Source organism: Dactylosporangium sp. CA-152071 (assembly GCF_050936335.1).
GTDB classification, from domain to species: Bacteria; Actinomycetota; Actinomycetes; order Mycobacteriales; family Micromonosporaceae; genus Dactylosporangium; species Dactylosporangium maewongense.
Window position 1 is genome coordinate 2,879,231 of record NZ_JBNJMZ010000001.1, and the last position, 12,942, is coordinate 2,892,172.

Sequence of the window (12,942 nt, forward strand, 5' to 3'; positions counted from 1 at the left end):
CTTCCGTGGTGGCGTACCATTCGGCGTCCGGTCCGCGTGTGGGGGTGCTTCGTGCAGGGTCAGGTCCGCTTCGCCGTCGACCTCGGCACCTCCAACACGGTCGCGGTCGTCGACCGGGGCGACGGCACGCCGCGCCCGCTGCTCTTCGACGGCAACCCGCTGCTGCCGTCGGCCGTGTTCGCCGACGCCTCCGGCACCGTGTTCGTGGGGCGCGACGCCGAGCGGCACATGGCCACCGACGCGGCGCGCTACGAGCCGAACCCCAAGGGTCACATCGACGAGGGCCTCATCCTGCTGGGCGACCGCGAGGTGCCCGTCGTCGAGCTGCTCGCCGCGATCCTGCGCCGCGTCGCGGGCGAGGCCGCGCAGACCGGCGTCCTGGCCGGCGGCACCACGGTGCTCACCTGCCCCGCCGACTGGGGCCCGCGCCGCCGCGCCGTGCTGTCCTCGGCGGCCGACGTCGCCGGGCTGGGCCGGGTGACGCTGCTGGACGAGCCGGTGGCCGCGGCCACGTACTGCATGCGGGTCCTCGGCGCCCGTGTCGCTCCCGGCCGCGCGGTCGCCGTGTTCGACTTCGGCGGCGGCACGCTGGACGTCACCGTGGCCGCCGCGGCTGCTCCGGGTTCGCCAGACGCCCTGCGCGTCCTGGCCACCGGCGGCCTCGACGACCTGGGCGGCACCGACATCGACGCCGCCCTGGTCGGCCACCTCGGCCAGCAGATCGCCGCCCACGACCCCGACCTGTGGCGCCGCCTGCAGCAGCCGCGTACAGGTGCCGACTTCCGCGACAGGATGGCGCTCTGGTCGGAGGTACGCGCGGCGAAGGAGATGCTCTCCAGGGCCGCCTCCGCGCCGGTGCACGTGCCGGGCGTCGACCAGGCCACCCACCTGACGCGGGAGGAGCTGGACCGGGTCGCGGGCCCCTTGGTCGACCGCGCCGTCGACGAGACCCGCCGCGTCCTGCAACGCTCCGGCGTCCCCGCCTCCCAGCTGGACGCGATCCTCCTGGTCGGCGGCTCCAGCCGGCTGCCCCTGGTGGCGAGCCGCCTGCACGCCCGCTTCGGCATGGCCCCCATCGTGCCGGAGCAGCCTGAGCTGCCGGTCGCCTTCGGCGCCCTCCTCCTCGGCAACACCGTCACTCAGGGCGCCCCTGCGGCATACCCTTCCGCCCCACCACCCACCGACCCGCCGCCGGGCTATCCCCTCTCTTCGCCGCCCGGGTACACGACTTCCACACCCGCCGCGGGCTACCCGGCTTCCACCCCGCCTTCTGGTTACCCAGCTTCCGGGCCGCCCACGGGTTACCAGACTTCCGCCCCGCCTGCCGGCTACCCGGCTTCTGCCCCATCTTCTGGCTACCCGGCTTCTGCATACCCGGCCTCGTCACCGTCGCCTGGCTACCCGGCTTCTGCCCCGCCTTCTGACTACGCGGCTTCCACCCCGTCGTCTGGCTATGCGGCTTCCTCACCGTCGTCTGGCTACGCGGCTTCCTCACCGTCGTCTGGCTACGCGGCTTCCTCACCGTCGTCTGGCTACGCGGCTTCCTCACCGTCGCCTGGCTACGCGGCTTCCTCACCGCCTGCCGGCTACACGGGTTCCACCCCGTCGTCTGGTTACCCAGCTTCCGGGCCGCCCACGGGTTACCAGACTTCCGCGTCGCCTGCCGGCTACCCGGCCTCCTCACCGTCTTCTGGTTTCCCAGCTTCTTCACCGTCTTCTGGTTACCCGGCTTCCTCACCGCCTGCGGGTTACCAGACTTCTACGCCGCCTGCGGGCTACCCGGCCTCCGGTACGTCCGGGGCCCATCCGGGTGCTGGGCAACCGGCCGGCTATCCCCCCTCGGCGAGCTTCCCTGCATCCACACCGCCTGCGGCGTATCAGACCTCCGGTCCCGGGGCGTACGCATCCCCCGCACCGACCTACCCGCCCACGCACGGCGCACCCCCGCAGGCTCCGGCCGCCCTGCAGGCTCCGGTGGTCCAGCAGGCTCCGGTCGTACCGCAGCAACAACGCCCACAGCGACCCTCGGTCATCATCGGCCCGGGCGTCACGATGCAGGGCAACGTCGCGATCTACGGCGACGAGGACCTGATGCCGCAGTACGCCCGCGAAGACCCGCCGGAGCGTCCCGCGGACCCACCGCCGGCACCGCCGCCCGCCCGTCCCCGCCGGAGCGGCTCAGGCTTCTCCATCTCCCGCTTCTTCTGGCGCCTCCGTCTCATGGCCGTGCCGCTCATCATCGTCCTCGCCCTGACCCCGTGGGGCCGCGGCCTGCTCAGCGCCGGCCGCGACAAGATCGAGCAGTGGACCGGTAATCCGCAGGCGAGCGCGCCCGCCTCGACCACCCCGACGAAGGCCGCCGCTTCCGCTGCCCCCTCCACCACTGCCGCCGCCCCCGGCCCGGCCGCCAAGCTCACCCCCGGCTCCGTCAAGGTCGGCACCGCCTCGGTCAAGGTCACCGGCACTGGCTTCGACAAGGGCGAACAGGTCACCATCAAGGTCAACGGCACCCAGAAGACCGTCAAGACCGCCACCTCCACAGGCACCGTCGAATGGACCATGCCGACGGCAGCCCTCACCGAGGGCAAGACCACCGTCGAACTGACCGGCTCCCGCTCCAAGCGTCCCACAAAAGCCACCCTCGAAATCACAGCCTGACTCACGGTGCGGTGACGCTCGCTGTGCGTCATCGAACTGGACGGTGGGGTGTGGGGGTTGGGAGAATGGTGGGGCAGCGCCTATCGGGGGAGGCGGCGCATGCCACGACCGTACTTTTCTTTGTCAGCACCAGATTCCAGCCCACTGGCGACACTGGACCCTGTCAGTGCGGAAGCCCGCCGTGCCACGTCCGCCGCCGAGTGGCAACGCTGCCGCGATGCGAAGCAGCGAGCCAGGGCGGAGTTCGCGGAAGCCCGCGCGCACGGCCTCGCCGCCCGCCACGCGACCAAACTGACCCGCCTCCGCAACGCCAAGATCCTGCGCGAGCTCGACCATCCCACCCCACCACAGCCGCGCCCATCTGGACCACCCGCCGGCCGAGGCGGAGAAGGTACGGGAGCAGGAGGACGGGCTCCGGGCGGCCCCGCTGCATACCCACCCCGGCCCAGACCAGCCGCCAGCACACCACCCAGACCAACTACCGCCCCACTGCCACCCAGACCAGCCGCTGACACACCACCACCAAGACCAACCACCACACCACCTCCACCCGGGCCGGCCGCCGGCACACCAAGGCCCGGACCGGTCGCGACCGCCGGCCCACAGGCACCCAGACCACCGGCGACAACGCGCCCATCACCACCCCATCGGACGTCAGCAGTTGGCTCATCACCCAACCCACCGGCTGAAACGCGCCTGTCACCACCCAGCCGGGCCTCAGTGGTCGACTCACCACCCCGACCACCAACCACCACCAGTTCGCAGGCACCTGCACCAGCCACCACTGATCCGCAGGCACCTGCACCAGTCACCGCAACAGGCCAACCGCCAGCCGCTACGGCCGTGGGCGCGCGTTCGGCGTCGCGGCCACGGACCAAGGCTGGCGCGCAGGCGCTCAGACCAACTGCCGCACCATCTCCGCTGTCATCGCCGCCGTCATCGCCACCCACGGTGGCACCGACCATCGGACCGCCACCGGCTCGACCCGGTGCCAGCATCCGTCCACATCCGCCCAGCCCGGCGGCCGAAACATGTCCACCAGTGACAGTCGCGGGTTCGACCTCGGCCCTACCGGTCGTCGACGACTGTCAGCGTTCACCTGCGCCTGCCGCAACCGGCAGTCCACGGGTGCTCGGGTCGGCCGTCACTGTTGCTGGTCCGGGCATCGCTGCTGGTTCACCGTCGTCTCATCCGCCGGAGTCCGCTGACTCGCCGCCACCTCATCGGGCGGCGTCGTTCGCTCGGCGTGGTCTCGTCGGATTGCCCTCGTCGGTCTGGCGCCTCCGGCCGGGCGAGCCACCGCCGCGATGGTCTTGCGCAGCGGCGAACCATGCCCCACCGTCGTCACGCCCGCCACCACCATCTCCACCGCGGCGCGATCGCGCCCAGACAGCTGCGACCGGCAGCCACCATCGACAAAGGAGCTACGACCACGACACTTCCGCTTGCCGGTTTCCGCTCGGCGCCGCGGGCTGCCGACGTCACATCTTCGGCTCGGACCGGCGGCATTGGTGCCGGCCACCACCGGAAGGGCCTCCGCCACATCGGGGGCTGGCGGCAGCAGTCCGTCGGGCCGACCAGGTGGGCCGTCCACCTCCGCATGGATTGCCGGCCTGCGTTGGTGTTCGTTCGTCGGCGATGGACTGGCGCTCGTCGATCACCGCGCGATTGAGCCGGGCGCCGTCGTTGTGGTTTCGCTGGGCACGTCGTCTGCTCCAAGCGCGTCGCCGTCGTCGGCTCGGCGCCGGCTGGGCCGACCGTGATCGCCGGGGACGAGGGGCTGCGCAGGCTGGGTGCGGAGTCGGCCGGGCGCGGGATCGGTTACGCAAGGCCGGTTACGCAAGGCCGGGAACGCAAGGCCGGGAACGCAAGGCCGGGAACGCAAGGCCGGGAACGCAAGGCCGGGAACGCAAGGCCGGGAACGCAAGGCCGGTTCACGGAGCCGATTGAGGCGAGGTCGGCTGGGCGCCGTCGGTTGTGCGGAGTCGATTGGGGCGTGGTCGGTCGAGGCGGGGCCGGTTGGGCAGGGGGTTGCGCGGAGCCGATTGCGCGGAGCCGATTGGAGCAGGGCTGGTCGGGGCGAAGTCGGTTGGGGCGGGGGTCGTTGCGGGCCGAGGCGGCTGGTGGTCGTGGGGTGTGAGGGTGTGGGGGCAGAAAGTCCGAGGGCGCGGTCGGTCGAGGTGGGGCGCTCCGTCAGCGGTGGGCTGGGTGGCGGGCGTGAGGGTGCTGCGGTGGGTCCGGTGGCGGGTGGGCTGGCGTGGGGAGGGCCGCCAGGCGTCGGTGTGGGCCTCCCGACCGGCGGCGGGGGCGTTGCGATCACTGTCGCGGCTGGTGCGGGGAGGGCTGGCGGCGTCGCGGGCTTCCTGAGCGGCGGCGGGGGTTGTGATTGCTGTTGGGCGGAAGGAGGGCGCTTGATTCTTCTCTACTTATACGATAGGAATTGCCTACTTTGCTGGAGCGAGGGTTGAGTGGGGAGTGCCGTGGCTGGCGGGTATGGGCGGCGGGTGGGGTTGCGGGTGCTCGCCGTGGTTGTGCTCGGGGTGTTGTGGCAGGTGACGGCGGTGGTCATGGACAACCCGACGTTCATTCCCTCGCCCGGTGCGGTGTGGGACCGGCTGGTGCAGACGTCGGGCACGCATGACGGGAGCCGGGGGTACAGCGGGCACCTGCTCATCGAGCACCTCGGGGTGAGCCTGCGACGCATCCTCATCGGGTCGGTGATCGGGGTGGCCGGGGGGCTTGTCGCCGGTGTGGTGATGGGGACCGTCGGCTGGGTCCGGGTCGTCGCCGAGCCGGTCGTGACGTTCGTGCGGGCGCTGCCGCCGCTGGCGTACTTCAGCCTCTTCATCATCTGGTTCGGCATCGATGAGACGCCCAAGCTGTGGCTGCTGTCGATCGCTGCCATGCCGCCCGTCGCGGTGGCGACCGCCGCGGCCGTGCATGGTGCGCCGGCCGCGCTGGTCGAGGCGACCCGGGCGCTGGGGGCGAAGCGCTGGCAGGTGACCCGTGACGTGGTGCTGCCCAGCGCGCTGCCCGAGATCTTCACGGGAATCCGGCTCGCGGTCGGCATCGCGTACTCATCCGTCGTGGCCGCCGAGACCATCAACGGCGTGCCCGGCATCGGCGGCATGGTCCGCGACGCGCAGCGGTACTCCCAGACCGACGTCGTCGTGCTCGGCCTCTTCGCCATCGGACTGTCCGGACTGGCCATCGACGCGGTGCTGCGTCAGGCCGAGAACCGCCTCATCCCCTGGCGCGGACGCGCCTGAAAGCAAGCCGAACAACAAGCCGAACAAGCCGAACAAGCCGAACAAGCCGAACAAGCCGAACAAGCCGAACAAACGATAGGACCAACCCCTTGAGAATCCGAAGCCTGATCGCCACCGCTGCCGTCGCGCTGTCCCTGGCCGCCTGCGGCGACGGTGCCGCCGGCGGCAACACCAGCGCTGAGCAGAAGACCATCCGGATCGCGTACCAGGCGTTCCCCAGCGGCGACCTCATCGTCAAGAACCAGGGGCTGCTGGAGAAGGCGCTGCCCGACTACAAGATCACCTGGACGAAGTTCGACTCCGGGGCGAGCATCAACACCGCGTTCGTCGCCAAGAGCGTCGACATCGCCGCCATCGGGTCCAGCCCCGTCGCCCGTGGGCTGTCGGCGCCGCTGAACATCCCGTACCAGGTCGCGTTCGTCCTCGACGTGGCCGGCGACAACGAGGCGCTCGTCGCCCGCAACGGATCCAACGTCAACGCGATCGCGGATCTCAAGGGCAGGAAGGTCGGCACGCCGTTCGCGTCGACCGCGCACTACAGCCTGCTCGCCGCGCTGGACAAGGCCGGCATCAAGGAGTCCGAACTGACCATCGTCGACCTGGAGCCGCAGGACATCCAGGCCGCGTGGACCCGCGGGGACCTCGACGCCGCGTACACCTGGCTGCCGTCCCTCGACGAGCTGAAGAAGACCGGCAAGGTCCTCATCACCAGCCGCGAGCTGGCTGCCTGCGGCAAGCCGACCCTAGACCTCGGCGTTGTGTCGACCGCGTTCGCGGCCGCGCACCCCGACGCCGTCGACGCGTGGCGCAAGGCCGAGGCGAAGGCGCTCGACATCATCGCCAACGACCCGGCCGCGGCGGCCACGGCCGTCGGCAAGGAGCTCAACATCAGCGCCGAGGACGCCAAGCACCAGCTGAGCCAGGGCGTGTTCCTCAAGCCCGCCGACATCGCCAGCGGCACCTGGCTCGGCACCCCCGAGAAGGTCGGTGACCTGGCGAAGAACCTGCTCGCCGCGGCCGAGTTCCTCAAGGGCCAGAAGAAGATCGACGCCGTGCCGGACCTCGCCACGGTGGAGAAGGCCATCTACACCAAGGGTCTCCCAGGTGTCCTCGCCTGACGCGATCACCATCGCGAACGTCGAGCACCGCTACAGCGCGGTCACGGCCGTCGGCCCGATCGACCTGCACGTGCCGACCGGCGCCTTCCTGGTGCTGGTCGGCGCGTCCGGCTGCGGCAAGAGCACCCTGCTGCGGCTGATCGCGGGCTTCGAGCAGCCGACGACCGGCACCGTGCGCACCGTCGGCCGGGCCCCGGAGCCCGGCCGCGGTGCGGGCCTCGTGTTCCAGCAGCCGCGGCTGCTGCCGTGGAAGACGGTCGGCGGCAATGTCGAGCTGGCGCTCCGTTATGCCGGTGTACCGCAGAAGGAACGCCGACAAAGGGTGCCCGAGCTGCTGGAACGCGTAGGCCTGCACGACGTGGCCGGGCGCAGGGTCTGGCAGATCTCAGGCGGGCAGCAGCAGCGCGTCGCGATCGCCCGGGCCCTGGCCGTACCGAATCCGCTGCTCCTTCTGGACGAGCCCTTCGCGGCGCTCGACGCGCTGACCAGGGAGCGGCTGCAGGAGGACCTGCGGCGGGTCACCGCGGAGACCGGACGGACCTGTGTCTTCGTGACCCACAGCGTCGACGAGGCGGTGTTCCTCGGCAGCCGCGTGGTGGTGCTGACGAGCCGCCCCGGCCGGGTCGCCCTGGACCTGGACATCGACCTGCCCCGCACCGGCGTCGAGCCGGACGAGCTGCGGGGCCTGCCGGAGTACGCGGCGCTGCGGACCACCATCGGCCACGCCGTCCGCGAAGCGGCCCATGAACGCGAAGCGGCCCAGGGCAAGGCAATCGAGAGGAGCACCCTGTGAAGCTCGACCACCTCGGCCCGCACTTCGGCGCCGACGTGCACGACATCGACCTGGACCGGGCCACCGACGACGAGCTCGCCGAGGTGCGGGCCGCGCTCGTCGAGCACAAGGTGCTGTTCTTCGAAGGGCAGCAGCTCGACGACGACGGCCAGGTGCGGCTCGGCCGGCGGCTCGGCGAGCTGACCGCGTCGCACCCCGTCGTGGGTGGCGTCGACGAGGCCCACCCCGAGGTGTACGCGCTCGACAGCGCCGACAACGGCTTCGCCGACGTGTGGCACACCGACGTCACGTTCATGCCCCGCCCGCCGCTAGGCTCTATCCTGCGGGCGGTCGTGCTGCCGCCGTCGGGTGGCGACACCAACTGGGCGGACAGCCAGCTGGCCTATGCGTCGTTGTCCGCTCCTGTACGAGCCCTCGCCGACCAGCTGACCGCCGTGCACGACGGCAACCGGGAGTTCGGGTACTACCTGGCGCAGCGCCGCGGCGGCAAGGGCAGCGTGTGGGACGGCGAGGTCGTCACCCGCCTCGACCCGGTCGAGCACCCGGTGGTGCGGGTCCACCCGGAGACCGGCCGGAAGGGCCTGTTCGTCAATCCCGGGTTCACGTCGCACATCGTCGGCGTCTCGGAGGCGGAGAGCCGCGGCATCCTCGACCTGCTCTACGCGCACCTGACGAAGCCGGAGCACATCGTGCGGCACCGCTGGCGGCCCGGCGACGTCGCCATGTGGGACAACCGCAGCACCGCCCACTACGCCAACCGCGACTACGGCACCGCCCACCGCGTCATGCACCGCATCACGCTGCGCGGCGACGCCCCGGTGGGGCCACACTGAGAGCATGCCCCAGCGCGTGCTCGTCCCCCTGCTGGCCGCGGTCCTGCTCGCCGGAGGCGGGTGCTCGTTCAAGGAGCGCGTCTGCGGCTCCGGCGAGCACCCGGTGAAGGCCGTCGGCAACGCCACCGGCCGCACCTGCGTCCGCGACGGCACCGGCCCACCGGCCGGCTACGTCGACTATCCCGCAGGCAAGGTCCCCAAGTACGTCGACGACGAGTGGGACCGCTACTGGCGCGACAAGGTCGTCGACGAGCACGGGGCCATCGTGTCGTGACGGGTTAGGGTGTGTGCCGTGACCCGTGTATGGCTGGTGCCCCTCGCGTTCGTGGCCATCGGCGCCGTGGTCGTCGCCAACCAGCTCCGGAGCGGCTCCCCGACCGGCGCGGTGGTCTTCGGGCTGCTCTTCGCCGCGATCGGCCTCGCGTTCTCGCCGCTCGCGTTCCCGCGGCACACGCCCGCGGCCGAGGCGCAGGCGTCGGGGAGGCCGGTCGTCTACTGGCGGCCCGGCTGCCAGTACTGCCTGCGCCTGCGGCTGAGCCTGCTGGGCCGGGCGCGGCACGCGGCGTGGGTCAACATCTGGCGGGACCCGGACGGCGCGGCGGCGGTGCGGGCGGTCGCCGACGGCAACGAGACCGTGCCGACCGTCGTCATCAACGGCTACGCGCAGGTGAACCCGTCCCCCGCCACGGTGCGGCAGCGTCTCCAGCCACGGTGAGCGATGGGCGGGTGACGTTCGAGGCGCTGGCCGGCCCGCTGCGTGGTGAGGTGCTCGCGCACTGCTACCGCATGCTGGGCTCGCTGCACGACGCCGAGGACGCGGTGCAGGAGACGTACCTGCGGGCGTGGAAGGCGTTCGATCGGCTCGCCGACCACGACGGGGTGCGGCCCTGGCTGTTCCGCATCGCCACCAACCGCTGCCTCACCGCGCTGCAGCGGCGCGGCCGCCGCGAACTGCCCGCCGACGCCGAGGGTGAGCCGCTGTGGTTGCAGCCGCTGCCCGACGCGCTGACCGGGATCTCGGTGGAGCTGGCGTTCGTGGCCGCCCTGCAGCACCTGCCGCCGCGCCCGCGGGCCGCGGTCCTGCTGCGCGACGTGCTCGGCTTCTCCGCCGCGGAGACCGCCGGCCTGCTCGGCACCACGGTCGCCGCCGTCAACAGCGCCGTCCAGCGGGCGCGGGCGGCCCTGCCCGCGCCTGAGCCGGTGGCCGCCGGGGACGTGGCGGCGGTCGCCGGGGCGTACCGCACGGCCTGGGAGCGCGGCGACGTGGACGCGATCGTGAGCATGCTCGCCGGCGACGCGAAGTATTCGATGCCGCCGTTGCCCGAGGTGTACCGCGGCGCCGCGGCCATCCGCACGTTCCTCCTCGCCGGTCCGGCGCTCCACCGGTGGCGGTTCCTGCCGGCCCGGGCCAACGGGCGGCCGGCCTTCGGGACGTACCTGCTGCGCGACGACGCCTTCGTCGCGGCGAGCATCGACGTGGTCACGGTGCGCGGCGGCCAACTGACCGACGTGGTGTCGTTCCTCGACCCGACGCTGTTCCCCGCCTTCGAGCTGCCGGCCACGCTCGCCGTCCGATGAGCGGCGCCGGCCGATGAGTTTCGCCGGCCCGCGGGGTTGTACCGGTGACAGGTACACCCACGGGAAGGAACCAGCATGCTCCTCGCAGGCAGGAACGCGATCATCTACGGCGGCGGAGGCTCGGTCGGCGGCGCTATCGCGCGGGCGTTCGGCCGGGCGGGCGCCCGGGTGTTCCTCACCGGCCGCACCCTCGCCACCCTGGACGCGGTCGCCGCCGACGTCCGCGCCTCGGGCGGGGCGGCGGACACCGCCGTCGTCGACGCGCTCGACGAGCACGCCGTCGACGCCCACGCGGCAGCGGTCGTGGCCGCGGCGGGCCGGATCGACATCGCCGTGAACGTCATCGCCGACGCCGACGTCCAGGGCACCCCGATGATCGACATGACCGTCGAGGACTACCTGGCCCCGGTCGTGCAGACGGTCCGCTCGAAGTTCATCACGTCCCGCGCCACCGCCCGTCACATGGTCCGCGACGACCGCGGCGGCGTCCTGCTGTTCTTCGGCGGCGCCGGCGACCCCCCACGCGACTTCCACCTCGGCGGCCTGCAGGCGGGCTTCCAGGCCGTCGAGCACATGCGCCGCCAGCTCGCCACGGAGCTCGGCCCGCACGGCGTCCGGGTCCTGACGCTGCGCACCGGCGGCCTGCCCGACTCGATCCCCGCCGACGCCCCGGCCCGCGAGGCCATCGAGAAGTCCATCACCGGCCAGACCCTCCTCGGCCGCGCCGCGACCCTGGCGGACGTCGGCGACGTCGCGGTGTTCGCCGCCTCGAACCTGGCCCGCACGATGACCGGCACCGCCGTCAATGTCACCTGCGGCGCAATGCTGGACTGACACCCTGCGGCCCAGGGGCGGCGTCAGCCGGTGATGCCCAGCGCGCCGGTCCGCAGCACGTCGTCCGCGCTCTGTAGCAGGCGGTGGCACAGGTCGGACTCCTCGGCCCAGCCCTGCCAGACGTCGGCATCGTCGGGGATCCGGGCGCGGAGGCGCTCGAACGAGCGGTCCGGCACGGCCGTCCCGGTGATCCAGTCCACGACGGGCGAGTCGCTGACGGCCGGGTCGGCGGTGCGCAGGACGTACCCGAGCGCCACGGCCTCGGCGCGCAGCCGGTCCGCCGAGATCAGCCAGCAGTGGTCGCCGGCGAGGACCCGGTCCAGCGGCCGCGGCAGCACGACGACCCCTTCGCCGCACGCGGCGAGCAGGTGGTCGAACGTCGCCGCGCGGTCCGGCAGGCGGTCATACGCCTGGTACAGCTCCGGCCCGTACGGCGGGCCGGCGGCCGGCGCGGTGCCGCGGACCGCGACGTGCCGGGCGAGCCAGTCGAGCCGGTCGGACCGCCGGGCGTGCGACGAGTAGGCGCCCATCGACGCGCCGAGCAGGCACGGGTCCGTCCCCGGCGGCAGCGGCGGATCGATCTCGGCGACGGACCGCGGCTCCCGGTGCGGGGGCAGGCCGTGCCGCTCCAGCGTGGCGTTGACGGCGTCCAGGAACCGCCGCCGCTCCTCCAGCGGCCGGACGGTCTCGGCGCAGAGGAACAGCCCGACGCCGACGTCGAAGCCCACGCCGCCGGCCTACGGTGCCGCGGTGCCGGCGAGGACGGACTCGACGCCGGTGAGGAAGGTGTGCCACTCGGCCTGCTTCGTCACCCGGGCGCGGTGGCCGTCGGGGGTGAGGGAGTAGACGCGGCGGCGGCGGGGGACGGCGTGCTCCCAGTGGCTGACGACGAGACCGTCACGTTCCAAGCGGTGCAGAGCCGGGTAGACGGTGCCCTCCGGCAGGTCGAACGCGCCGCCCGACCGCTCCCGGAGGGTGGCGATCAGCGCATAGCCGTGCACTGGGCCGGCGTCGGCCAGCACGGTCAGCAGCAAAAGGTCGAGGTGCCCCCGCACATCCATACCTAGATAGGCTAGGTATAAGATCGGTGGATGTCAACGGTGTTCCTCCTCCTCGCCGGGGTGATCGGCGGGGTGATCGGCACCGCGGGCGGGATCGCGTCGCTGGTCGCGTTCCCCGCGCTGCTCGCCGCCGGGCTGGCGCCGGTGCAGGCCAACGTCGCGAACACGGTGGCGCTGATCAGCGGGGCGGTCGCGGCGTCGGCGGCGTCACGGCAGGAGCTGCGGGCGCACCGGCGCGGGCTGCCCGGGTGGGCCGCGCTCGCGGCGGCCGGTGGCACCGCCGGGGCGGTGCTGCTGCTGGTGACGCCGGCGGACGTGTTCGCGTGGATCGTGCCGGTGCTGGTCGCGTTCGCCGCCGTGCTGATCCTCGTCCGCCCCGTCGCCGGGTCGCCGCCCCACGGCGGGCGGCCGGCACGGCCCGGCGACAGGACGTGGCCGGTGGCGGTCTTCGCGGTCGGCGTCTACAGCGGATACTTCGGCGCCGGCGCGGGCATCCTCACGCTCGCCGCCGTGCTGCACCTGGTCGACGCCGACCTGGTCCGCGCCAACGCGGTGAAGAACGCGCTGACCGCCTGCGCCGGCGTGCTGCCCGCCGTGGTGTTCGTGCTCGCCGCCGACGTCGCCTGGTGGACGGTGGTGCCCCTGGCGGCCGGCACGACGATCGGCGGGGCGATCGGCCCCGCCGTCACCCGCCGCCTGGACCCGAGGATCCTGCGCGCCGCCGCGGCCCTCATGGGGTTCGCCCTCGCCGCGTGGCTGGCCGTGCGGGCGGCACGCTGACGGGGCCGCATGAGGTCC

At 72.7% G+C, this 12,942-nt stretch carries 12 protein-coding genes; 10 read left to right on the forward strand and 2 right to left on the reverse strand.

The window, feature by feature from the left end:
• The first annotated feature begins 51 nt into the window (after positions 1-51).
• The 9 genes from ACQEVZ_RS12710 (at position 52) to ACQEVZ_RS12750 (ending at position 11,083) form a co-directional block, all read left to right on the forward strand.
• Positions 52-2,658, forward strand: coding sequence for an Hsp70 family protein (locus ACQEVZ_RS12710; RefSeq protein ID WP_433365679.1), 2,607 nt, complete (start codon positions 52-54; stop codon positions 2,656-2,658).
• A gap of 2,504 nt (positions 2,659-5,162) precedes the next feature.
• Positions 5,163-5,927, forward strand: a complete 765-nt coding sequence (locus ACQEVZ_RS12715; protein WP_344504123.1) for an ABC transporter permease — start codon at positions 5,163-5,165, stop codon at positions 5,925-5,927.
• A gap of 89 nt (positions 5,928-6,016) precedes the next feature.
• Positions 6,017-7,045 carry a taurine ABC transporter substrate-binding protein gene (locus ACQEVZ_RS12720; RefSeq protein WP_433365683.1) on the forward strand — a complete coding sequence of 343 codons (1,029 nt, stop codon included), beginning with the start codon at positions 6,017-6,019 and terminating at the stop codon, positions 7,043-7,045.
• On the forward strand, positions 7,032-7,838 hold the full coding sequence (locus ACQEVZ_RS12725) for an ABC transporter ATP-binding protein (RefSeq protein WP_433365686.1): 807 nt from the start codon (positions 7,032-7,034) through the stop codon (positions 7,836-7,838). The genes ACQEVZ_RS12720 and ACQEVZ_RS12725 overlap by 14 nt, the downstream gene beginning before the upstream one ends.
• Positions 7,835-8,671, forward strand: coding sequence for a TauD/TfdA dioxygenase family protein (locus ACQEVZ_RS12730; protein WP_344504120.1), 837 nt, complete (start codon positions 7,835-7,837; stop codon positions 8,669-8,671). The genes ACQEVZ_RS12725 and ACQEVZ_RS12730 overlap by 4 nt, the downstream gene beginning before the upstream one ends.
• A 4-nt stretch (positions 8,672-8,675) precedes the next feature.
• Entirely contained in the window at positions 8,676-8,945 is a 270-nt protein-coding gene (locus ACQEVZ_RS12735; protein WP_354897553.1) for an SCO0607 family lipoprotein, read from the forward strand.
• Between the two features lie 18 nt (positions 8,946-8,963).
• A complete protein-coding gene (locus ACQEVZ_RS12740) occupies positions 8,964-9,386 on the forward strand; it encodes a glutaredoxin domain-containing protein (RefSeq protein WP_344504118.1) in 423 nt (140 codons plus the stop codon).
• Positions 9,387-9,397: 11 nt separating this feature from the next.
• Positions 9,398-10,249, forward strand: coding sequence for an RNA polymerase subunit sigma-70 (locus ACQEVZ_RS12745; protein ID WP_433365691.1), 852 nt, complete (start codon positions 9,398-9,400; stop codon positions 10,247-10,249).
• A 75-nt stretch (positions 10,250-10,324) separates the two neighbouring features.
• A complete protein-coding gene (locus ACQEVZ_RS12750; RefSeq protein WP_433365694.1) occupies positions 10,325-11,083 on the forward strand; it encodes an SDR family NAD(P)-dependent oxidoreductase in 759 nt (252 codons plus the stop codon).
• A 23-nt stretch (positions 11,084-11,106) separates the two neighbouring features.
• Here the strand turns inward: ACQEVZ_RS12750 and ACQEVZ_RS12755 are convergent, their stop codons facing one another.
• Entirely contained in the window at positions 11,107-11,811 is a 705-nt protein-coding gene (locus tag ACQEVZ_RS12755; protein ID WP_433365697.1) for a hypothetical protein, read from the reverse strand.
• Between the two features lie 9 nt (positions 11,812-11,820).
• Complete coding sequence (locus tag ACQEVZ_RS12760) at positions 11,821-12,144, reverse strand: PadR family transcriptional regulator (RefSeq protein WP_344504114.1); 324 nt, start codon at positions 12,142-12,144, stop codon at positions 11,821-11,823.
• A 30-nt stretch (positions 12,145-12,174) separates the two neighbouring features.
• On the opposite strand from ACQEVZ_RS12760, the gene ACQEVZ_RS12765 reads away from it, so the two are divergent.
• Positions 12,175-12,924 (forward strand): sulfite exporter TauE/SafE family protein, encoded by a 750-nt coding sequence (locus ACQEVZ_RS12765; protein ID WP_433365701.1) that lies wholly within the window; start codon positions 12,175-12,177, stop codon positions 12,922-12,924.
• Positions 12,925-12,942 lie beyond the last annotated feature (18 nt).

Bases quoted from the DNA above. Each gene is read 5' to 3' on its own strand.
- ACQEVZ_RS12765 (WP_433365701.1), top strand. From the start codon at position 12,175: ATGTCAACGGTGTTCCTCCTCCTCGCCGGGGTGATCGGCGGGGTGATC.
- ACQEVZ_RS12760 (WP_344504114.1), bottom strand. From the start codon at position 12,144: ATGGATGTGCGGGGGCACCTCGACCTTTTGCTGCTGACCGTGCTGGCC.
- ACQEVZ_RS12750 (WP_433365694.1), top strand. From the start codon at position 10,325: ATGCTCCTCGCAGGCAGGAACGCGATCATCTACGGCGGCGGAGGCTCG.
- ACQEVZ_RS12735 (WP_354897553.1), top strand. From the start codon at position 8,676: ATGCCCCAGCGCGTGCTCGTCCCCCTGCTGGCCGCGGTCCTGCTCGCC.